Below are 21,418 nucleotides of genomic sequence, written 5' to 3'. Positions count from 1 at the left end.
CGAAGCAACCGGCGCAGAAGGCGCGTGGCCCCGCTCCCTCGGGGGGCGGGGCCACGCGGTGGCGGGTTCCCGGGCTCACCCGGGAACCGACTCACTTGGCCGGGGGCATCAGCACCGAGTCGATGAGGTAGACCGTGGCGTTGGCGGTGTGCACGCCGCCGCAGATGACGTTCGCGTCGTTCACCTTCAGGTTGTCGCCGGAGCCGGTGACCGTGACGGTGCCGCCCTCGACGGTCTTGTGGGTGCCGACGATGTCCTTCGGCGCGATCTGACCGGGGATGACGTGGTAGGTCAGGACGCTGCTCAGCGTCGGCGCGCCGGCGTCGGTCTTCAGCGTGGCGATGGTCGCGGGGTCGATCTTCTTGAACGCGTCATCGACCGGGGCGAACACCGTGAACTGACCGCTGTTGAGCGTGTCGACCAGGTTCACCTTGGGGTTGAGCTTGCCGGACACGGCCGCGACGAGCGTGGTGAGCAGGGGGTTGTTGCTCGCCGCGGTCCCGACCGGGTCCTGCGCCATGCCCTGGACCGAGCCGGCGCCGGAGGGCACCTGCTTGGCGTAGGCGGCGCAGCCCGGGCCCACGAGGTCGGCGGCCGGGTCCATCGTCGCGGACGCAGACGGGGACGAACTCATGGGCGAGCTGCTTCCGGTGGACGCGGATCCGGCTCCGGACGAGCAGGCGGTGAGCGCGAGCGCGGCTGCGGCGAGGATGCCGGCGGCGGCGAGGCGGGTGGTGGTGCGCATGGTGTTCTCCTTCGAGGTGGTGCTGCTGAGTAGTACTGCTGACGACTGCTGCTGAGACGTACTGCGGGTGGTGCGGATCGGGAAGCCGTGTCGGCGGCCGACATCAGGGGTTCGGCCCCGCGGCCCGATCGGATTGGAACTCGTCGTCGGCGCGTCCCCGCCAATCCGGAACCGGCCTCGGCGCCGAACAGCACGCATGAGCATCCGCAGAGGACACCGCGCCGCCTGGGGGTGGGCCGCGCTCGCCGGCGCAGTGAGCGGCGGCCTCTTCGTCGCCGTCGCCGAGGTCGTCGCCCTCCTGGCCGCCCGCGAGGCCGACCCGCTCATCGCGGTCGGATCGTTCGTGATCGACATCGTGCCGCGGTGGGCGAAGGAGCTCGCCATCGAACTGTTCGGGTCGAACGACAAGCTGTTCCTGCTGTCCTCGCTCGGGGTCGCGGTGTTCGTGGCGGCGGCGGTCGCCGGGGTCCTGGAGCTCTGGCGCCGCTGGCTGGGCGTCGTCCTGTTCGTCGCGGCCGGGGCGGTGGCCGTCGCGGCCACGGTGACCCGCGCCGACGCGAGTCCGCTCGCGTTCCTGCCGTCCGCCGTCGGCGCTCTCGCGGGGGCAGCGGCACTGCACCTCCTGGTCGGAAGGCTGCGGCGCTGGCGGGAGGGACTCGACGGCGACCGCGCGACGATCGGTGTCGACCGGCGCAGGTTCCTCCTGCTCACCGGCGCAGGCGCCGCGCTCGCCCTGGTGGCCGGCGTCGGCTCCCGGCTCGGCTCGGCGGCGACCTCCTCGATCGCGGCCGTCCGCTCGGCGCTGCGCCTGCCGGCCCCGGCCTCCCGGGTGGCGATCCCCGCCGGATCCGACCTCCGCCTTCCCGACCTCTCGCCGCTGTTCACCCCCAACGCCGACTTCTACCGGGTGGACACCGCCCTGACCGTCCCGTCGGTCGACCCGGCCGGCTGGTCGCTCACGGTGGACGGGATGGTGGAGCGCCGCGTCGAGCTGACCTTCCACGACCTGCTCGCGATGGGACTCCGCGAGTACGCGATCACGCTCACCTGCGTCTCCAATCAGGTCGGCGGCAACCTCGTCGGCAACGCCCGCTGGCTCGGCGTGCCGGTGCGAGAGGTGCTCGCCCGCGCGCGTCCCCGGCACGGCGCCGACATGGTCCTGTCGCGCAGCGTCGACGGCTTCACGGCGGGCACGCCGCTCACCGCGCTCACCGACCCGGGCCGCGACGCCATCCTGGCGGTCGGCATGAACGGCGAGCCATTGCCGCTGGAGCACGGCTTCCCGGTGCGGATGGTCGTGCCCGGCCTCTACGGCTACGTCTCGGCGACCAAGTGGCTCACCGAGCTGAAGGTCACGACGTTCGCCGCCGACCAGGCCTACTGGACGCCCCGCGGCTACAGCGAGAAGGCGCCGATCAAGCTCTCCAGCCGCATCGACACGCCCCGGATCGACCGGCCGCTCTCGGCCGGACCGACGAAGATCGCGGGCGTGGCCTGGGCGCAGACGGTCGGGATCCGGAAGGTCGAGGTGCAGATCGACGGCGGCCCCTGGCAGGAGGCCACGCTGGCCGCCGCGATCAACGCCGACACCTGGGTGCAGTGGTCCCTCGACTGGGACGCCACGTCCGGCTCTCACACGCTCGCGGTCCGGGCGACCGACCGTGCGGGGCGGTTGCAGGAGGAGAGGCGAACGCCGATCGCGCCCAACGGGTCGACGGGGTGGCAGTCGACGTTGGTGCGGGTGGGGTGAGGGCGCCCGGGTCTACGCGCGCGGCGCCGCTCTGGCCCAGAATGACCCCATGACCGACCAGCACCCGGACCCCGTGCCCTCGAAGGAGACTCAGCGCCAGCTCCGCTCCTGGCGGCGTCAGGCGGCGACGTACGACCGGAAGGTCGGCCGGGCCGAGCAGACCATGCTCGCCGGGAGCCGCGAGTGGGTCGGCGCTCGGGTGAGCGGGCGGGTGCTGGAGGTCGCGGTCGGGACCGGGCGCAACCTCCCGTACTACCCGGCCGGGGTCGAGCTCACCGGGATCGATCTGAGTCCCGAGATGCTGGCGATCGCACGCGCGCGAGCGGCCGAGCAGGAGGTCGCCGCGGACCTGCTCCAGGGGGACGCCGAGGCGCTGCCGTTCGCCGACGCATGCTTCGACACCGTGGTGTGCGCGCTCGCGCTGTGCTCCATCCCGCGTCCCGGTGTCGCGGTCGCCGAGATGGCGCGGGTGGTCGCGCCGGGCGGTTCCGTCGTGCTGGTCGACCACACGCGCAGCGATCGCGCGCTCGTGTTCGCCGGGCAGTGGGCCATCGAGCGGTTCACCATCCCGCTGCAGGGCGAGCACCTGACGCGGCGGCACCGGGCCGAGGTGGAGGCCGTGGGCCTGCAGGTCGTCGAGCACGAGCGACTCCGCTCCGGAGCCGTCGAACGCATCCGCGCCACACGCCCCACACCCGCCTGACACATTCCGCACGAATGTCCTCGAACGACATTCGGCACGAATCGCGCGAACCACGCGCGGATAACGCGCATTCGGCACGAATGTCCGGGGCGCGCGAAGAAGCCCGCCCGGTGCGCTGGATGGCTGGACGCACCGGACGGGCTGTTGGGGGTTTCTGCGTGACGGGATCAGCCGTCCGCGCCGGCCGGCTTCGTCGTAGTGGTGAAGCCTTCCAGCTTGTTCGCCGCTTCGGCGTACTTGTTGGTGAAGGTGTCGGAGATCTTCACCTTCGAGATGTCGACGCCGATGGTCTTCTCCATGTCGAAGATGACCTTCGGGCCGCCGGCGGGCATGATGCCGTCCGGGAGGAACTGGCCCTTGTCGGTCGCCAGTCCGTCGATGTACTGCTGCTTGCTGATCGTCGCGTTCTGCACGTAGTCCTGCGGCAGCTTGTTCGCGATATCGGCGGCGGAGTGCGTCGCGATCCAGTGCATCGTCGCGACGAGGGCGTCGACCACCTTCTGGGCGGTGTCCGGGTTCTTCTTCGCCCAGTCCGCCCGGGCGAGGAGGCCGGCCGCCGGCCAGGCGCCGCCCAGGGCCTTGGTGGCGCCCTTGGTCGTGGCCAGGTCGATCGCGGAGACCGCGAGCTTCTGCGAGGTGAGTGCGCCGACCGTCGGCTGGGTGGTCATCACGCAGTCGGCGGTGCCGCGCTGGATCGCTGCGATGGCGGTGGAGCCGGCGTGCACGGCGATGGTGTTGTACTGCTTCCTGTCCACGCCCTTCTGGGCCGCCAGGAACTGGGTCAGTTCGTCGGTGCCCGACCCGAGGTCTGTGACACCCATGTTCTTCCCCTTGAAGTCGGCGCCGGAGGTGACATCGGCCTTGGGGTTGCACATCACCCGCTCGCCGGGAGCGCCGGAGAGCTGGACGAGGTTGACGACGTCCTTGCCCTTCGACTGGAAGTCGACCGTGTGGACATACCAGGCGCCGGCGAGGTCGACCTGCCCGGAGGCCATGGCGTCCTCAGCTCCGACGCCGCCGTTCTGCTCGGTCGAGAGCTGCATGTCGACGCCGTACTTCTTGTAGAAGCCGAGCTGCTGGGCGAGCTGGTACGGGAGGTAGATCTGCTTGTCGATGCCGCCGACCATCATCGTGACGGTCGGCATCGGGCCGGAGCTGCTGCCTCCGGCTGCCGCGGTGCCGCCTCCACCGCCGGAGCAGGCGGCGAGGCTCAGGGCCACGACCACGCCCGCTGCCGCGATGGCACCGATGCTGCGCTTCTTCATGGGGTTGTTCCTTTCATCGTGCCGGACGGGTCCGGCGTTCTGCTTCGTTGCAGGACAGTTGGGGTGGTGCGGGCGGCGCTCAGATCGCCTGAGCCTCGGACCGGCTCGGCGGACGCCACTTGAGGAGGGACTTCTCCAAGAGGGTGATGAGGTACTCGGCCACGAGGGTGACCACGGCCACGATGACCATGCAGGCGAAGACCGTGTTCGGGTCGAAGTTGCCCTGCGACTGGCTGATGATCAGGCCGACGCCGTGCTGGGCGCCGAGCACCTCGGCCACCAGCGCGCCGATGATCGCGAAGCCGAACGCGGTGTGGAGGCTCGCGATGATCCAGGTCATCGCCGAGGGGATGGTCACATGCCGGGCGACCTGCGCGGGCGATGCGCCGAGCACCCGGACGTTCGCGATCAGGTTCTGGTCGACCTCCCGCACGCCCTGGAAGGCGTTGAAGAAGACGACGAAGAACACCAGCACCGCGGCGAGCAGCACCTTGGGGAAGACGCCGAGGCCGAAGGCGACGATGAAGATCGAGCCGAGGACGATGCGGGGGATCGAGTTCACGACCTTGATGTACGGGCCGAAGACCGAGGCGAGGTAGCGGTTGGACCCCAGCAGGATGCCGAAGACGACGCCCAGCGCGGTGCCGAGCAGGAAGCCGAGGAAGGCCTCCTGGACGGTGATCCACAGGTTCTCCCAGATGGTCCCGAACGCCGTGCCCTGCGTGAACAGGCGCACGAGGCTGTCCCAGATACCGGACGGCTGGCCGTAGAAGAACTTGTCGACCCAGCCCGCGGAGGTGAACCACTGCCAGCCGCCGATGACCACGACGGCGACGGCGACGCGTCCCGTCCAGATCCAGGCGACCCGGCGGCTGTGCGCGCGGCGGCCCGCGACGCGGAGCTCGGTCTCGCGCTCGGCGAGAGGGGCGGATGGCTTCTTCGCGGCGTTGCCGCCACTGCCGTTCTTGTTGTCTGCGTTGTTCTTCTCTGCGATCGTCATGGTGGTCACGCCGCCGCTCCTGCCGTCTGCTCGTAAGCCCGCGTGACCTCGTCACGGAGCGACTCCCAGATCCGGCCCTGGATGTCGAGGAACTTCTCCTCGTGCCGGATCTCCTGAACGTTGCCGCGCGGTCGCGGCAGGTCGATGTCGAAGACGTCCTTGACGGTCCCCGGGCTGCTGGTCATGATGACCACGCGGTCGGACAGCGCGACGGCCTCGTCGAGGTCGTGCGTGATGAACAGCACCGACGGCCGCAGCTCCTCCCACAGGGTGAGCAGCTCGGTCTGCATGATCGCCTTCGTCTGCACGTCGAGCGCGCCGAACGGCTCGTCCATGAGCAGGATGCGCGGGTTGTTGATCAGCGCGGCCGCCATCGCGACGCGCTTGCGCATGCCGCCGGAGAGCTGGTGCGGGTAGCGGTCCTCGAAGCCGGCGAGTCCGACCCGGCGCAGCCAGTCGAGCGCCAGCGCAGTGGCCTCCTTCTTCGGCGTGCCGAGGAGGATGGGGCCGATCATCACATTTGCCAGCACGGTCTTCCAGGGGAAGAGGGAGTCGGCCTGGAACATGTAGCTCACGCCGCTGGTGATGCCGTCCACGATCCGGCCGCCGACGCTGACCGAGCCGGCGCTCGGGCGCTCCAGCCCGGAGACCTGCGCGAGCGTGGTGGACTTTCCGCAGCCGGTGGGGCCGACGATGGCGCAGAACTGGCCGGGTTCGACGGTGAGCGTCACGTCGCGGATGGCCGTGAAGGTCTCACCCTTCGGCGTCAGGAAGCGTTTCGTCAGACCGACGATGTCGATGCGCGCCGGCACGTCCTCCGCAGGTGCGGCGGTGGCGGCGCTTCTGGGTCGGGGTTCGCCCATGGGTTCAAGACCTCTCTGTCTTCGGATGCACGAGTTTCGTGTGCCTGTCCGGCGGAGTGTTTCCCACCGGTCCGTGTGAACATCGATGCTCCGCCGACGGCGGCCTGCTGTCTCGCTTGCGCCCGATTCGCCGCGTTGTGTGCGTTGCCGCAGGTTTTGCGCGTTCTGCGCGCACCTGGTCCCCAGCAGGAGATGACACAATCTCGAATGATGCGACGACGGATCAGACGACTCTCGAGCCAGATACTCCTGGCTCAATTGGCGATCCTGGCCGTCTCGATGCTGGTCGGCTTCCTCCTCCTGGCCCAGACCGCCCGCAACAACCTCGACGCCGACTACCAGGCGCGGGCCGCATCCATCGCGCAGACGTTCGCGGGCATCCCGGACATCCAGCGCTGCATGGCGAACGGCGGCCCGGGCTGCGACGCGACGGTGCAGAACCTCGCGTCGCAGACCGCGAACAGCACGGGCGCCGCCTACGTCGTGGTGATCGACAGGAACCGTGTCCGGCATTCGCACCCCGACCCCGCGCTGATCGGCCAGAAGGTCGGGGAGCCGTTCGTCGCCGGCGACGGCAAGGTGCACATGGGGACGAACTCGGGCTCCACCGGACCCACTGCGAACGCGCGGGTGCCGCTCTACGCGCCCGCGTCCAGCTCGATCGTGGGCGAGGTCTCCGTCGGGATCCGCGAGAGCTCCGTCGCCGAGGAGTTGTTGCGCGAGCTGCCGACGTATGCCGCGTGGCTCGTCCTCGCCCTGGCGATCGGAGCCGTGGCCTCCTTCGCCCTCGCCAGCCTGCTGAAACGCCGCACCTTCGGGCTCGAGCTCGACGAGATCGCCCGCCTGTTGCAGGAGCGGGAGGCCACGCTGCACGGCATCCGGGAGGGCGTCATCGCCATCGACCCGGCCGGCCGGATCACCGTCGTCAACGACGAGGCCCAACGGCTGTTGCGGCTGCCGGAGGGCGCCAGAGGACGGCTGCTGGAGGACGTGCTCGTCGCCGGTCCCATCCGCGACACCCTCACCGGCACGTCCGAGGTCAAGGACGCGATCGCGATCACGGACGACCACATCCTCGTGATCAACCGCATGCCGGTCAGGCTCGGCGGCCGTCCGCACGGCGCGGTGTTCACCCTCCAGGACCGCACCGAGCTGATCGGCCTCACCCGCGAGCTGGACGGCGAGCGCAGCTTCAGCGAGTCCATCCGGGCCCAGCAGCACGAGTTCTCCAACCGCATGCACGCCGTGTCCGGGCTCCTGGAGCTGGGCCGGACCAAGGAGGCGCTGGAATACCTCAACGAGATCCGCGGCACCACCGCCGACCTCGACGCGACCCTCCGCTCGCACATCGGCTCGCCGATGATCGTCGGCCTCCTGCTCGGCAAGGCCGCCGAGGCGAACGAGCGAGGGATCGACCTGGTGATCGCACCGGACACCGACCTCGGCGAGGCTCCGGAGCGGGTCCAGGCGCTGACCACCATCCTCGGCAACCTGATCGACAACGCGTTCGACGCCCTCTCCGGTGCGCCCGCGCCGCGCCGGGTCGTCGTCAGCGTGGTCGAGACGGCGGAGTCCGTGACCGTGCGCGTGGCCGACAACGGCCCCGGCGTCCCGAGCACCGAACTGCCGCGGATCTTCGAGAACGGCTACACGACCAAGCGCGGCTCGCTCGTGCGGCACAGCGGGCTCGGGCTGTCGCTCGTGCACTCGACGGCGACCAAACTCGGCGGGACGGTGACGGTGTCGGGAGGCCCGGGCGCCACGTTCACGATCGTCCTGCCGCGTCACACGGTCGTGGAGGCCTCCGCTCCCGCACGCAGGGAAGGAGCCGCACGATGAGCACGCAACCCCCGACACCGTCGAGGTCGCCGTCGCCGTCGCCGTCGCCGTCGCTGAGCGTGCTGGTGGTCGACGACGACTACCGGGTCGCCTCCGTGCACGTCGGGTTCGTGGAGGCCGTCCCCGGCTTCCGCGTCGCCGGCCAGGCGCACACCGCGGCCGACGCCCTCCGCCTCGCCGGCGAGCTGCGACCGGACCTCGTTCTGATGGACGTCTACCTGCCCGACGGGGACGGCCTCCAGGTCGTCCGGGACCTGCTCGGCGAGCCCTCAGCGCCCGCGGTGATCGTCATCTCGGCGGCGAACGACATCGCCACCGTGCGCAAAGCCGTCCAGCTCGGCGCCCTGCACTACCTGGTGAAGCCCTTCGGGTTCGCACAGCTCGCGGAGCGGCTCCAGGCCTTCCGGCGGGCGAACGAGGATCTGGGCGGTTTCCCCGACGAGCCGACGCAGCACGACATCGACCGGGTCTTCGACCTGTTGCGGCCGGCCACGATCGGCCAGGCGGAGGAGCTGCGCCGGCTGGCGCCGACCCTCCAGTCGGTCTATGACGCGGTCGCGGCCGGCGACGGGAGTCTGTCGGCGAACGAGGTGGCCGCGGCGGTCGGGATCAGCCGCACGACCGCGCAGCGCGCGCTCACCCAGCTCGAGCAGAGCGACGTCCTGAAGCTGGAGCTCCGCTACGGCGCCACCGGCCGCCCCGAGCACCGCTACGGGGTCAAGCGCCGCTGACTGCATCGGATGGGGGTCGCAACACGCCGCAAAGGGGCGCGGATAACGGCGTGTTGCGACCCCTTTCGCGGACGGATGGTGGGCTATTCGAGGGGGCGACGCTGACGCGTGGCTCCCAGGAGGGCGTCGGCGGTGACAGCCGCAGCCACGACGACGGCGCCCGCGATGAGGGCCAGGGCGATGTAGAGCAGCGTGCGCGTCGCGCGCTCCTCAGTGCGCTGAAGGGACTGGCCGGCGACGAGCACGCCTGACCCGTCGGGCTTCGCGACGATCGCGAAACGGAGCCCCTGCTGCGGCTCCCAGCTCACGGCGTCCTCCCCGGTCGCCTTCGCGGTGTCCAGGACGCCGCGCGGCACCTGGGCGAGTGCGCCGTCGAGGTAGCCGTTCCCGGCAGCCGGGGCGTCGTGCGCGTCGTAGCGCACCCAGAACGTGCCGAGCCCGGAGGCGAGGTCGACGCGGCGTGGCTGCGGGGAGGCGGCCGTCGCCGCCCCGGTGGAGAGGAGCGCGCGCGGGGCGTCCTCCACCGCGTTGCGGCCGGTCTGCTGCTCGACGATGTAAAGCGTGGCGAGGCCGCCCGCGAAGAGCGCATAGGCGGCGACGGCGACGATGATCCTGCGAACCCACATGCTCGCATGATGCGCCCCCAGGCGGCCCGGCGGCATCCGTCTCGCGAACGATTCCGCGGGAAGCGCCCGGAGACGCGAAACGCGCCCTCGCCTCCGTCCGGTAGGGAGGAGGCGAGGGCGCGAAAGCGCTGCGTCCTCAGGGGCCCTCCGTCCGGTAGGGAGGAGGCGAGGGCGCGAAAGCGTCTGCGGGCCTTAGTGGGCCGCGGTGACCGCCGACTCGATCTGGTCGGCGACCTGCTGCACCTGCGAGCCGTAGCCGCCGCTCAGGGCGGTGGTCGCGAGGTGCTCGAGGTCGGCCGTCTGCTCGGAGGCCGGAGCGGACGCGAGCTGCGACAGGTCGGTGCGCAGCGAGTCCGGGAGCTTCGACGCGAGCTGGCTGTCGCCGGTCACGGTGGAGGCGATGCTCGTGATCTCCGTGCTGAGCTGCGAGCCTGCGCCCGACGTCGAGCCGAGGAGGTCGCCGCCCTGCAGGCCGGCGAGGAGGCCCTTCACGTCGAGGTCCTTCAGGTCGAGGCCGCCCTGGGCGTCGCTGTGCTCCGAGCCACGGGCCGAAGTCGAGCCCTTGAGCTGGTCGGCGAGCTTCTGGACGGCGCTGCCGTAGCCGCCGTTCAGCGCGGTCGAGACGAGCTTCTTGGCGTCGGCGGTGCGGTCCTGGGACGCAGCGGTGGCCAGCGTCTTCAGGTCGCGCTGCAGGGTGTCGGGCAGCAGCGAGAAGACCGGGGTGTCCGCGACGATCTTCTTCGCGAGCTGCTGCGCCTTGGCGCCGTTGATGTGGCCGTTGAAGAGCGCGTGGACCTGGCCGAACAGCGAGTGGCCGTGGTCGAGGTCGAACGAGGCCGAACCTCCGGCCGACGCAGAGCCCGAGACGCCCGGAGTGGACGTCGAGGTGGAGGCCGTCGCCGAGCCGGAGCCCGCAGCACCGGTGTCGCCGGTGGCTGCGAAAGCCCCCTGCGCCCCCACGCCGATGAGCGCTCCAGCCGCCACGATCGAGGCGGCGCCGATGACGACGCGACGAGCGCCGAACGCAGTGCGAGTGGTTCCGGAGGTGTTCTGGATGGTGTTCTTCACGTGGATCCTTTCCGTTGCCCACGACGAGGCCGGCAGGGGTGCCGGCCTGGGTCGACCGAGGGCATTCGGCGACGTTACGGAACCCGCCTGGACCTCCCGTCCGTACCCTCTGCGAGGTCGCGAAGAGCACTTGAAGCCGTCGGGCCATCGAGGTAACCGAGGAGCATACCGACCGGTATGGAGTGTGCGCGGGCTACCGCGAGCGGCCCTGGCGGGTGCACCATGAGTCCAGCGGCGGGCCAGGCCGTCCGGCCGAGCCGTGAGACAAGAGCGGGAGCACCGGGTTTCAGGCGGTCCGCCCCACGGGCAGCGCCAAGCAGACAGCGGCTGGTCCCACCCGCCGCCGGACGGTCACGATTCGCGAGAGGGGAACGATGATGGACGATCTCGAGGGGTCGGCGGCCGAGCGCCTCGACCGGCTCGCCGCAGTGGACGCCGGCGAGGTCACCCCCGACTGGACGCGCCGCCAGCTCGAACGCGCCCTGCAGGACTGGTCGAAGGACCAGGACACACTGTCCGTGCTCGGCGAGGGACGCGAGGACTACTGACGGTCAGGCGCACGACATTTCATTTCACGATCGTCCGAAGACTCTAGACAGGCGCGGTTCCGCAGCGCTACCTTCCGAGCATGTCCAGCACTCAACCATCCGCGTTCGCGTCGTTCTCCCTCGACGGGCAGGACCTGACGAAGGCAGCCATCAACAGCGTACGCGTGGCGCTCGGGATCAGCGGCGCCGTCGCCCTGATCATCGGCGTCATCATCGTCTTCTGGCCGAGGACCGCCGCGGTCGGCCTCACCGTCCTGATCGCCATCTCGCTGCTGATCTCGGGCATCGCCTACCTCAGCATCGGCATCTTCGCCCGCGGGATCCGCGGCGGTGCGAGGGCGCTCGACATCGCCTTCGGCATCCTGCTGATCATCGGCGCGATCGTGGCATTCGCCAATCTGGCGGGCACGACGGCGTTCCTCGCGGTGTTCATCGGGATCCTGGTCGGCATCGCCTGGATCGTGGAGGGCGCGATGACGTTCGCCCAGCTCGGGGACGCGCCCTCGCGCGGCTGGTCGATCTTCTTCGGCATCCTGAGCATCGTCGCCGGCATCGTCCTGCTGCTGACCCCGCTGTGGGGGATCGTGCTGCTGTTCATCCTCGCGGGCATCAGCCTCATCGTGCTCGGGATCGTGCAGATCGTGCGGGCCATCACGTTCGGGCGCGGGATCGCGACGCCGGCGAACTGAGCGGGAGGCCGCCGGCGTCGGCGGCCGGTGGCACACTGGGCCTGTGCTCCTCGACACGATCGTCACCACGCTCGAGACCGTCGCGGGTACGCGCTCGCGACTGGCCAAGGTCGACGCGCTCGCGGGCCTGCTCGGCGACCTGCAGCCCGGCGAGATCGCCCCGACGGTCGGGTTCCTGGTCGGCAAGCCGCGGCAGGGCCGGGTCGGCGTCGGGTGGCGCAGCGTCGGCGCGGTCCTCGGCGAACCCGCAGACACTCCGACACTCACTGTTCTCGACCTGGACGCGCTGCTCGGCGAGCTCGCCGCGCTCGGCGGGGAGGGCTCCGCGCGCGACCGCAGCGCCGCACTGCGCGACTTCGCGGTGCGCGCGACGGCGGGCGAGCAGGACCTCCTGGCCCGCGTCCTGCTCGGCGAGATGCGCACCGGCGCTCTGGAGGGCGTCCTCCTCGACGCGATCGCCCGCACCGCCGACCGGCCGGGGCCGGACGTGCGGCGGGCCGCCATGCTCACCGGCGACCTCGGCGCGTCGGCGGTGCTGGCGCTGACCGGCACGGCCGAAGAGCTCGCCTCGGTCGGCCTGGTCGTCGGGCGGCCGGTGCTGCCGATGCTCGCGGCGACCGCACCCTCCGCCGCGGCCGCGCTGGCGACGACCGGCCGCGCGTCGGTCGAGTACAAGCTCGACGGCGCGCGCATCCAGGTGCACCGGTCCGGCGACAGCGTGCGCGTCTTCACCCGTACGCTCGCCGATATCACCCACCGCGTCCCGGAGGTGGTGGAGATCGTGCGCCGGCTGCCCGCGCGCGACCTCGTCCTCGACGGCGAGACCCTCGCGCTGGACGAGGACGGCGGCCCGCGCCCGTTCCAGGAGACGATGAGCCGCTTCGCGCGGTGGAGCTCCGAGGTAACGCGGAGCGACACCGCGACCCCAGCGCCGAGGGAGCCTGCGACGGAGGACCCCGAAGCACAGCGGGACACCCTGCTGCACCCGTGGTTCTTCGACATCCTCCATGTGGATGGGCGCGACCTGCTGGACGAGCCGCTGTCGGTCCGGCTCGCGGAGCTGGAGCGCGTCGCGGGCGAGCACCGCATCCCCGGCGAGGTCACCGATGACCCGGACGAGGCCGAGCGCGTCTCCCACGACGCCCTCGCCGCCGGCCAGGAGGGGGTGGTCGTCAAGGCGATCGACTCGCCGTACGCCGCCGGGCGCCGCGGCGCGAGCTGGATCAAGGTCAAGCCGGTGCTCACCTACGACCTGGTCGTGCTCGCCTGCGAGTGGGGTTCGGGGCGGCGGGTCGGGATGCTCTCCAACCTCCACCTCGGCGCGCGCGACCCGAACGGAGCGTTCGGCGAGCCGGGCGGCTTCGTGATGGTCGGCAAGACGTTCAAGGGCCTCACCGACGAGCTGCTGCGCTGGCAGACCGAGGAGTTCCAGAAGATCGAGGTGCGCCGCACACCGGGCACGGTCTGGGTGGCGCCGACGACCGTGGTCGAGATCGCGATCGACGGCGTCCAGCGTTCGTCGCGCTACCCCGGCGGCATCGCCCTGCGCTTCGCCCGGGTCAAGCGCTACCGCGACGACAAGCCCGCGGCCGAGGCCGACACCATCGCCACCCTCCGCGCCCTGCTCCGCGAGTAGCACCCCACCCAGTCCCCTCCTCCCCTCCTCCCCACGTCGCCAACGGAGGAGCCATGACCTCCCCCGCCCCGCATCTCCTCCGTTAGCTGTTCACGCACGGCGTGTCGCCTGCGATCTCCTCCGTTAGCGACGGGCGCGGGCAACGGAGGAGATGTGGGGCGACACGCCGGGGGACGGCAGGCAACGGAGGAGTACCGGGCAGGGAGGGCCGGGATCTCCTCCGTTGGCGACGCGGGTGAGGGCGGCTCCGCTGAGCGCGCCACCACCGCCGGCTGAGGAGGTGGAACGTCAGCGGCGGGCCGTCGCGCGGGCGCCGGCGTTGTGCGGGAGCTGGAAGGCTCCGGCGAGCGGGATGAGCAGCAGCGCGGCGGCCAGCGCGAAGGCCCAGTGATAGCCGGGCAGCGCTGAGCCCGTAACACCCTCCGACACCGCCGTGGAGGCGCGCACGAAAACGGCCACGACCGCGAGGCCCAGCGCCGTCGCGACCTGCTGGAGCGCGGACGCGAGCGTGTTCGCGTTGTTGGTGTCGGTGGCCTCCACGTCCGCGAACTGGAGCGTGTTGTAGGCGCTGAACCCGATCGACCGGAACACGCCGCTCGCGACCAGCAGCAGGAGCAGCACCGGCAGCGGCGCCGCCGGACCGATACCGACGAACGCGGCGAGCACCAGCATCCCGAGCAGGTTCGACCAGATCAGCACGGTGCGGAAACCGAATCGGCGGATGAGCGGCGTCGTGAACGGCTTGATCGCCAGGTTCCCGACGAAGATCGCGATGACGGTGAGACCGGCGACGGTCGCGGACCAGCCGTACGCGAGCTGGAACAACAGCGTGAACAGGAACGGCGCGCCCGTGATGATCATCCGGTAGACGCCGCCGCTGATGTTCCCGGCGCGGAACGAGTGCAGCCGAAGCACGCTCCAGTCGAACAGCGCGTGCTCGCGTCCGCGCGACCGCGAGATGGCGGCCCAGCCGATCGCGATGGCCACGAGGATGGCCGCGCCGCCGGTGAGCTGCAGCCGGCCGTCCTCGGCGCTCAGCCCCTCCGCGCCCGCGGTCAGCAGCACCAGCGCGAGCGCGATCGCCGCGTAGCCGCGCCCGTCGAACGGGAAGTCGCGCTGCCGTTCGGTGTGCGGCACGAGCACCAGCCCTGTCACGATCGCGGCGACGCCGAACGGGAGGTTGATGAGGAAGATCCAGCGCCAGCCGATCGTGTCCGAAAGGATGCCGCCGAGCGCGGGCGCGATCACCGGGGCGATCAGCGCGGGCCAGGTCAGGTAGGCGATCGCGTCGAGGAGGTCGACCGGGTCGGTGTCGCGCAGCACGGCCAGCCTCCCGACCGGCACCATCAGCGCGCCGCCGATGCCCTGCAGCACGCGCGCGACGGTCAGCAGCGTCAGCGACGGCGCGAACGCGCAGAGCAGCGACGCGAGCGTGAACACGACGATCGCGGTCAGCAGCACCGGCCGGATCCCGAGCCGGCGGGACAGCCAGCCGGTCGCGGGGATGCCCGCGGCCACGGCCAGCAGGTAGGCGACCATCGCGACGCTCACGTCCGCCGGGGCGACGCCGAACTCGCGCGCCATGGTGGGGGCGGCGGTCTGGATGATCGTGCCGTCCAGGTTCTCCATGAAGAACGTGGCGGCGACGAGGAGCGCGAGGCCGCGGCTGAACGACGCGGCCGTGCGCGTCATCCGGCTGGGTCCTCGCTCGCAGGCTCCCTCGGCGCCGGCTCCGCCGTCCTGCCACGGTTCCGGCGCCGCACCTCCCGCGGCGCCCGCCCCGCGAGGAACGAGCGGCCCGGGTCGACGACGAAGCCCTGGCGGAGGGCCTCGCGGCCGACGAGCATCCGGAAGCCCATCTGGTCGCGGTTGCTCAGCGTGGTCTCGGCGAGGACGGTCCGGCCGGCGAGCACGAGCTCCAGCAGCACGACGATCCGGTCCTCGCTGTGGCCCGACGAGCTGCGCACGGCGCGACGGTCGTGGATGGGGACCTCGACCACCACCGGGTCGGCATCGGCGTCCTGCCAGGGGTGCACCGTGAAGCGCACCCGGTCATCCGGGAGCTCCTCCAGGTCGAACGCGTGCAGGGCCGAGCTGCGGGCCCCGGTGTCGATCTTGACTTTGATCCACGGAATGCCGATGCTGGGCAGGCTCGCCCATTCACGCCACCCCACGACGAGGGTGTTTGAATGGAGATCACCGGCCATTCCCCTATCTTTGCAGGATCCATCGATGAAGCTCGCCATCCTTTCCCGCGCTCCGCACGCGTACTCGACCCAGCGGCTGCGTGCGGCCGCGCGCGACCGCGGCCACACCGTCAAGGTGCTGAACACGCTCCGCTTCGCGATCGACCTCTCCGGCGAGGAGCCCGACCTGCAGTACCGCGGCCGGCTGCTGTCCGACTACGACGCCGTCCTGCCGCGTATCGGCAACTCGATCACCTACTACGGCACGGCCGTCGTGCGCCAGTTCGAGCAGATGGACGTCTACACGCCCAACACCGCGAACGGCATCACCAACTCCCGCGACAAGCTGCGGGCCAACCAGATCCTGTCCCGGCACAACATCGGGATGCCGGCGACCACGTTCGTGAACAGCCGCGCCGACGTGCGCATGGCGATCGAGCAGGTCGGCGGGGCGCCTGTCGTGATCAAGCTGCTGGAGGGCACCCAGGGCATCGGCGTCATCCTCGCCCCCGAGGCGAAGATCGCCGAGTCGATCGTGGAGACGCTGCACTCGACCAAGCAGAACGTGCTCATCCAGAGCTTCATCTCGGAGAGCCGCGGCCGCGACATCCGTGCGCTCGTCGTCGGCGACCGGGTGGTGGCGGCGATGCGGCGGGTGGCGAGCGGCGACGAGTTCCGCTCCAACGTGCACCGTGGCGGCACCGTCCAGAAGGTGGAGCTGACCCCGGAGTACGAAGAGGCCGCGGTGCGGTCGGCCCAGATCATGGGCCTCCGCGTGGCCGGCGTCGACATGCTGGAGGGCAACGAGGGGCCGCTCGTCATGGAGGTCAACTCCTCGCCCGGCCTGGAAGGCATCGAGCGCGCCACCGGCCTCGACGTCGCCGGCGCGATCATCGACTTCATCGACAACCAGGTGGCGTTCCCCGAGATCGACGTGCGCCAGCGGCTCAGCGTCTCGCGCGGCTACGGCGTCGCCGAGCTGCTCGTGCACGGCAACGCGGACCTGGTCGGCAAGACGATCAAGGAGGCCGGCCTGTGGGAGCGCGACATCACGGTGCTCACGCTGCACCGCGGCGCGACGGTCATCCCGAACCCGCGCAGCGGTGTGGAGCTGCAGGCCGGCGACCGGCTGCTCTGCTTCGGCAAGCTGGAGGAGATGCGGTCGATGATCCCGGACCGGCGGAAGCGGCGCCAGAAGGTGCGGAGGCTGCCGAAGGACCACCTGGCGGAGGCGGCGACCACGTCGGTCTGAGTGAGACCGCGGGCGTCCCCGCGTCCGACCGCCCCAGCACGCGCAGTGCGCGGAGTGTGAGCCACCGGCTCGGCATCCCCTCGTCGTCGCCGAAGTCGAACCAGGCCGGACCCTCGTGCCGGTTCTCCAGGCTCCGGAGCCCATCGGCGTCGGCCTTGCCGCGCAGCAGTTCGACGGCCTCCGCGAGGCGCGGGTAACGGGCGCCGACGCGTCGCCCCGGCCGGTCGCATTCCACGCTGCCAGGCCCTCCACCGCGCAGATCGTGGAGTGGAACGACGAGACCCGCGCGCCGTGCTCGGCCCAGCAGTTCCAGGCGCCGTCGTCGAGCCGGGCCGGCGAGCCTGACGGCGACATTCGAGCCGTCCTGGCCGAAGTAGGCGGCGAGCGCGTCCGTGCCCCGCATGCTACTCAGCGGGTCGGACGGCGGCCGGTCAGCGCCGGGCGCGCTCGGCTACCAGCACGAGGACGACGATCGCCAGCAGCGCCCCGATGAGCGCGATGCCGGGCAGCCCTCCGGCCCGCAGCGGCAGCATCCACGCCGCGAGGAAGCCGGCCACGAGGGTCCCCGCCGCCCCGACGAGCCGGTAGGCCCAGGGGCCCAGCCGCAGCTCGCGGCGGTACTCCGCATCGCCCACGAGGTAGACGGCGACGCCACCGGAGAGCAGCCAGGCCGCGGCGGGCGTCACGGGCGCGAAGGCGTCTTCCAGGGAGAGGTGGAGGCCGGCGGCGACCCCGACGAGGCCGAACAGCATCACGAAGTGGGCGACGTAGTAGGCGGTGAGCGCGAGGGTCGTGCCGCGCCGTCCGGTGGCCCTCCCGAACGACCGCTCGGCGCGCTCGTCGTCGCCGGAGAAGTAGCACCACCACAGCGCCGCGACCATCGCGACCGTGGCCACGGCGCCGATGACCACCTGCGGGCGCAGCCCCGACGCGGACAGCCCCGCGCCGACCGACACGATCGACTCGCCGAACGCGATGATCATCAGGAGGCCGTGCCGCTCCACGAAGTGCGAGGCGCCGATCGCGAACGGGCTCGACCGCGCGAGCAGACCGCCCACCAGGAAGAGCACGAGCGGGGCGAGGAACAGCACCCACTCCAGCCAGCCGGTGGCGTAACCGGAGGTGATCAGCAGCAGAGCCGCAACGGCGTTCAGCGGGCCGATGCGCAGCATCACGCGCACGGAGCCGCGGCCTCCCCTCGCGATGAAGAGCCCGGAGTGGATGACCACGACCGTCAGGTAGGCGACCCCGAAGAGCACACCCGAACCGGTGAAGACGTCAGGGATGGCGAGCGACAGCACGAGGAACGCGGCCATCGCCGCGATCAGCAGCAGCCGGACGGGGACGGTGTCGGGCACGGCCTGGTTGGTGAGCCACGCGAAGGCGTCGTACATCCACCACACGACGGCGAGGATGGCGGCGGCCCGCAGCACGGACTCCACGCCGGGGTTCTGCACGATCACGGCAGTCAGCTGGCCGATCGTGAACACGAACACCAGGTCGAACAGCAGCTCGATCGTGGACACGCGCGACGCCACCCGCGCGATCCGGCCTCCGGTCACCCCGCTCACACGCCAACGGTAGCGGCGGTCGCGCCCTCTAGGCTTGCCCCATGCCCACACCTTTCGTCGCCGAGCCGGCCCGCTACGACTCGATGCCCTACCGCCGCGCCGGACGCAGCGGCCTCCAGCTCCCGCCGCTCTCGCTCGGGCTGTGGCAGAACTTCGGCACCGCGCGGTCGTTCGACACCCAGCGCGAGATCGTGCTGCGGGCCTTCGACCTGGGCGTGACGCACTTCGACCTCGCCAACAACTACGGGCCGCCTCCGGGCGCCGCCGAGGAGTTCTTCGGCCGCATCCTCGCCACCGACCTCCGCGCGTACCGGGACGAGATCGTGGTGTCGACCAAGGCCGGCTACCTGATGTGGCCGGGGCCGTACGGCGACTCCGGCTCGCGGAAGTACCTGCTGTCGTCCCTCGACCAGAGCCTCCGCCGGCTGGGGCTGGAGTACGTGGACGTGTTCTACCATCACCGCCCGGACCCGCAGACGCCGCTGGAGGAGACGATGGGTGCGCTGACCACGGCCGTCGCGCAGGGCAAGACGCTCTACACCGGTGTGTCCAACTACGACGCCGCGCAGACCGCCGCCGCCGCAGATCTGCTCACCGCGGCCGGGACCCCGTTGCTGCTGCACCAGCCGCGCTACTCGATGTTCGACCGGCACGTGGAGGACGGCATCCTGGACGCCGTGGAGGCCGCGGGCGCTGCGGCGATCGTGTTCTCGCCGCTTGCTCAGGGGATGCTGACCGACCGCTACCTCAACGGTGTGCCCGGGGGCTCCCGCGCGGTCACGAGCGTGTCCCTGCACGAGTCGGATCTGACCGGGGGGTGCTGACGACGGTGCGGGCGCTCGACGAGATCGCCGCCGGGCGCGGGCAGACCCTGGCGCAGCTCGCACTCCAGTGGGTACTGCGGAATCCGGTGGTGGTGTCCGCGATCATCGGTGCGAGCAGCGTCGCTCAGCTCGAGCAGAACCTCGGCGCGGTGGACGCGCCCGCCCTGACCGCCGACGAGCTGGCCGCGATCGACCGCGCCCTCGCGTAGCCAGACCGATCCAACAGGGGTCGCAACACGCCGTTATGGGCGGCGCGAAGCGGCGTGCTGCGACCCCTGTCGGCCGGGTGGCGCGAGGTTAGGCGAGGGTGGGGAGGGTCGCGAGCGCCTGATCGACGTGGGAGGTGAGGGTCGCGTCGGCGGGGCCTGCGATCCACTGGGCGAAGCCCACGTGGAACGCGCCGACGGCGGCCTGGCCCGCGAGGCTCGCGGCCGGTTCCGCGACACCGCGGGCGCGCAGCGCCTCGCCGGACGCGGTGGCGAGCGAGGCCAGCTTGAGCAGCTCGCGCTCCTGCAGGCTCGGGTTGGCCGCGATCACGGCGGATCGGCGGCGTGGGAAGTCCGCACCTCGGCTGTCGATCAGCGCGGCGGCGGCTCGCATGCCCGCGCCGGCGACGGCGAACGGCGGCGCGTCCTCGGGGGCGGCGGCGATGGCGGCGAGCACGGCGTCCTGCAGCGCGGTCGACCCGGCGAAGAGCACCTCGCGCTTGTCGGCGTAGTGCCGGAAGAAGGTGCGCTCGGTGACGCCCGCGCGCTCGGCGATGTCGGCGACGGTGGTCCCCTCGAAACCGCGCTCGGCGTACAGCTCGATGGCCGCCCGCTCCAAGCGACCGCGCGCATCCGGTGTCCAGCGTCCCACGCCGTCATTCTAACGGTTTCCGGCGAGGTGATGACAGTTGCTGACATCGGTGTTATCGTGATGTCAGTCACTGACGACAGTCACTGACATCATCCACACCATCCACGATCCCATGACTCGGGAGGTCATTCCCATGCGCGTCTTCGTCACCGGAGCATCCGGCTGGATCGGCTCCGCCGTCGTCCCCGAACTCCTCTCCGCCGGCCGCGAGGTGACCGGCCTCGCCCGCTCCGAGGCGTCCGCCGAGCGCATCCGCGCCACCGGCGCGACCGCGATCGCCGGCTCGCTCGACGACCTGGAGAGCATCCGCTCCGCCGCCGCGGCGTCCGACGCGGTCATCCACCTCGGCTTCAAGCACGACTTCTCCGATTACGCCGGCGCCGGCCGCACCGAGCGCGCCGTGGTCGCGACCATCGGCGACGAGTTGGCCGGGTCCGACCGGCCGTTCCTGTTCGCGTCGGGCATCGTGGCGCGCCCCGGCGAGGTTCTCACCGAGGACGTCCCGTCGCCCTACGTCGGTCCCGACGCCCCGCGCGGCGGCGGCGAAGCGTTCGCCTTCGAGTACGCCGACCGCGGTGTGCGGCCGGTCGCGCTGCGGTTCTCGCCGACTGTCCACGGCCGCGGCGACCACGGCTTCAGCGCCGAGCTTGTCCGTGTCGCCCGCGAGAAGGGCGTCGCCGGCTACGTCGGCGACGGCTCCAACCGCTGGCCGGCCGTCCACCGGCTCGACGCCGCCCGGCTGGTGCGGCTGGCGCTGGAGCAGGCGCCTCCAGCGGCACGCGTGCACGCGGTCGGCGAGGAGGGCATCCCGGCCCGCGACATCGCCGCCGCGATCGGCGAAGGGCTCGGCCTCCCCGTCGAGTCCATCGCGCCGGACGACGTCGACGCGCACTTCGGCTGGATCGGCCGGTTCTTCGGGATGGACATCCCGGCCTCCAGCGCGCTCACCCGCGAACGCTACGGCTGGACGCCCACCGGGCCGACCCTGCTGGAGGACCTCGCGTCCGGCTCCTACTTCGAGACCGTCGCCGCGCGCTGAGCCTCGGGCGCTGGCAGCAGACCCATGACAGCGGCGGCGAGGAAGCACACCGCGCCCCCGACCGTCCCCGCCCCGGTCCAGAACGGACTCAGGAGGGCGTCCGTCCCGGGCAGTTCGAACGCCCCCACGGCCGCGAAGCCGAACAGCACCGAGCCGAGCAGGTTGAGCGCGGCTCCCGCCCTGTCACGTGCCGACCCGCGCTGCCGCGCCACCGCCGCCACGGCG

20 protein-coding genes and 1 pseudogene are annotated in these 21,418 nt (G+C 71.4%); 10 read left to right on the top strand and 11 right to left on the bottom strand.

Features of this window, described 5'->3' with window-relative positions; all coding sequences use genetic code 11:
* Window positions 1–91: 91 nt before the first annotated feature.
* Complete coding sequence (locus ACR5MH_RS16280; protein ID WP_431348138.1) at window positions 92–745, bottom strand: fasciclin domain-containing protein; 654 nt, start codon at window positions 743–745, stop codon at window positions 92–94.
* 196 nt (window positions 746–941) lie between these two features.
* On the opposite strand from ACR5MH_RS16280, the gene ACR5MH_RS16275 reads away from it, so the two are divergent.
* Window positions 942–2,495 (top strand): molybdopterin-dependent oxidoreductase, encoded by a 1,554-nt coding sequence (locus ACR5MH_RS16275; RefSeq protein WP_431348137.1) that lies wholly within the window; start codon window positions 942–944, stop codon window positions 2,493–2,495.
* Between the two features lie 49 nt (window positions 2,496–2,544).
* Entirely contained in the window at window positions 2,545–3,198 is a 654-nt protein-coding gene (locus ACR5MH_RS16270; RefSeq protein WP_431348136.1) for a class I SAM-dependent methyltransferase, read from the top strand.
* Between the two features lie 167 nt (window positions 3,199–3,365).
* On the opposite strand, the gene ACR5MH_RS16265 is transcribed toward ACR5MH_RS16270, so the two are convergent.
* The 3 genes from ACR5MH_RS16265 to ACR5MH_RS16255 form a co-directional block, all read right to left on the bottom strand.
* A complete protein-coding gene (locus ACR5MH_RS16265; RefSeq protein WP_431348135.1) occupies window positions 3,366–4,463 on the bottom strand; it encodes an ABC transporter substrate-binding protein in 1,098 nt (365 codons plus the stop codon).
* A gap of 79 nt (window positions 4,464–4,542) precedes the next feature.
* Window positions 4,543–5,463 (bottom strand): ABC transporter permease, encoded by a 921-nt coding sequence (locus tag ACR5MH_RS16260; protein WP_431349439.1) that lies wholly within the window; start codon window positions 5,461–5,463, stop codon window positions 4,543–4,545.
* 5 nt (window positions 5,464–5,468) lie between these two features.
* The gene (locus ACR5MH_RS16255; protein WP_431348134.1) at window positions 5,469–6,326 is read right to left on the bottom strand and encodes an ABC transporter ATP-binding protein; all 858 of its coding nucleotides are present in this window, start codon (window positions 6,324–6,326) and stop codon (window positions 5,469–5,471) included.
* Between the two features lie 258 nt (window positions 6,327–6,584).
* Between ACR5MH_RS16255 and ACR5MH_RS16250 the strand changes: the two genes are divergently transcribed.
* Window positions 6,585–8,165, top strand: a complete 1,581-nt coding sequence (locus ACR5MH_RS16250) for an ATP-binding protein (protein WP_431348133.1) — start codon at window positions 6,585–6,587, stop codon at window positions 8,163–8,165.
* Window positions 8,162–8,896, top strand: coding sequence for a response regulator (locus ACR5MH_RS16245; protein ID WP_431348132.1), 735 nt, complete (start codon window positions 8,162–8,164; stop codon window positions 8,894–8,896). Before ACR5MH_RS16250 ends, ACR5MH_RS16245 begins: the two co-directional genes overlap by 4 nt.
* Before the next feature lie 83 nt (window positions 8,897–8,979).
* Here the strand turns inward: ACR5MH_RS16245 and ACR5MH_RS16240 are convergent, their stop codons facing one another.
* Both ACR5MH_RS16240 and ACR5MH_RS16235 read right to left on the bottom strand, forming a co-directional pair.
* Window positions 8,980–9,522, bottom strand: coding sequence for a hypothetical protein (locus tag ACR5MH_RS16240; protein WP_431348131.1), 543 nt, complete (start codon window positions 9,520–9,522; stop codon window positions 8,980–8,982).
* A 192-nt stretch (window positions 9,523–9,714) separates the two neighbouring features.
* Window positions 9,715–10,590, bottom strand: a complete 876-nt coding sequence (locus ACR5MH_RS16235; protein WP_431348130.1) for a hypothetical protein — start codon at window positions 10,588–10,590, stop codon at window positions 9,715–9,717.
* Window positions 10,591–10,964: 374 nt separating this feature from the next.
* Here ACR5MH_RS16235 and ACR5MH_RS16230 point away from each other — a divergent pair, with 374 nt between their 5' ends.
* The 3 genes from ACR5MH_RS16230 (at window position 10,965) to ACR5MH_RS16220 (ending at window position 13,463) form a co-directional block, all read left to right on the top strand.
* Window positions 10,965–11,138, top strand: a complete 174-nt coding sequence (locus ACR5MH_RS16230) for a hypothetical protein (RefSeq protein ID WP_431348129.1) — start codon at window positions 10,965–10,967, stop codon at window positions 11,136–11,138.
* A gap of 80 nt (window positions 11,139–11,218) precedes the next feature.
* A complete protein-coding gene (locus tag ACR5MH_RS16225) occupies window positions 11,219–11,827 on the top strand; it encodes an HdeD family acid-resistance protein (RefSeq protein ID WP_431348128.1) in 609 nt (202 codons plus the stop codon).
* Window positions 11,828–11,870: 43 nt separating this feature from the next.
* Entirely contained in the window at window positions 11,871–13,463 is a 1,593-nt protein-coding gene (locus ACR5MH_RS16220; protein WP_431348127.1) for an ATP-dependent DNA ligase, read from the top strand.
* Between the two features lie 288 nt (window positions 13,464–13,751).
* Here ACR5MH_RS16220 and ACR5MH_RS16215 read toward each other — a convergent pair whose 3' ends face one another.
* The gene (locus ACR5MH_RS16215; protein WP_431348126.1) at window positions 13,752–15,155 is read right to left on the bottom strand and encodes an MFS transporter; all 1,404 of its coding nucleotides are present in this window, start codon (window positions 15,153–15,155) and stop codon (window positions 13,752–13,754) included.
* The gene (locus tag ACR5MH_RS16210) at window positions 15,152–15,637 is read right to left on the bottom strand and encodes an ATP-dependent zinc protease family protein (RefSeq protein ID WP_433861947.1); all 486 of its coding nucleotides are present in this window, start codon (window positions 15,635–15,637) and stop codon (window positions 15,152–15,154) included. The genes ACR5MH_RS16215 and ACR5MH_RS16210 overlap by 4 nt, the downstream gene beginning before the upstream one ends.
* A gap of 58 nt (window positions 15,638–15,695) precedes the next feature.
* On the opposite strand from ACR5MH_RS16210, the gene rimK reads away from it, so the two are divergent.
* Window positions 15,696–16,901, top strand: a complete 1,206-nt coding sequence (gene rimK, locus ACR5MH_RS16205; protein WP_431348125.1) for a 30S ribosomal protein S6--L-glutamate ligase — start codon at window positions 15,696–15,698, stop codon at window positions 16,899–16,901.
* Window positions 16,902–17,332: 431 nt separating this feature from the next.
* On the opposite strand, the gene ACR5MH_RS16200 is transcribed toward rimK, so the two are convergent.
* The gene (locus ACR5MH_RS16200; RefSeq protein WP_431348124.1) at window positions 17,333–18,472 is read right to left on the bottom strand and encodes a low temperature requirement protein A; all 1,140 of its coding nucleotides are present in this window, start codon (window positions 18,470–18,472) and stop codon (window positions 17,333–17,335) included.
* A gap of 41 nt (window positions 18,473–18,513) precedes the next feature.
* Between ACR5MH_RS16200 and ACR5MH_RS16195 the strand changes: the two are divergent.
* Window positions 18,514–19,505, top strand: a pseudogene (locus ACR5MH_RS16195) (aldo/keto reductase).
* Window positions 19,506–19,593: 88 nt separating this feature from the next.
* Here the strand turns inward: ACR5MH_RS16195 and ACR5MH_RS16190 are convergent.
* Window positions 19,594–20,154, bottom strand: coding sequence for a TetR family transcriptional regulator (locus tag ACR5MH_RS16190; RefSeq protein ID WP_433861946.1), 561 nt, complete (start codon window positions 20,152–20,154; stop codon window positions 19,594–19,596).
* 133 nt (window positions 20,155–20,287) lie between these two features.
* Here ACR5MH_RS16190 and ACR5MH_RS16185 point away from each other — a divergent pair, with 133 nt between their 5' ends.
* Window positions 20,288–21,193, top strand: coding sequence for an SDR family oxidoreductase (locus ACR5MH_RS16185; RefSeq protein WP_431348122.1), 906 nt, complete (start codon window positions 20,288–20,290; stop codon window positions 21,191–21,193).
* Here ACR5MH_RS16185 and ACR5MH_RS16180 read toward each other — a convergent pair.
* Complete coding sequence (locus tag ACR5MH_RS16180) at window positions 21,166–21,414, bottom strand: hypothetical protein (RefSeq protein WP_431348121.1); 249 nt, start codon at window positions 21,412–21,414, stop codon at window positions 21,166–21,168. The genes ACR5MH_RS16185 and ACR5MH_RS16180 overlap by 28 nt on opposite strands.
* Window positions 21,415–21,418: the final 4 nt, after the last annotated feature.

This window comes from Streptomyces sp. L7 (genome assembly GCF_050990935.1).
Taxonomy (GTDB): Bacteria; Actinomycetota; Actinomycetes; order Actinomycetales; family Microbacteriaceae; genus Leifsonia.
The sequence above is the reverse complement of the archived record's forward strand: the minus strand, read 5'-3'. Positions and strand labels throughout refer to the sequence as shown.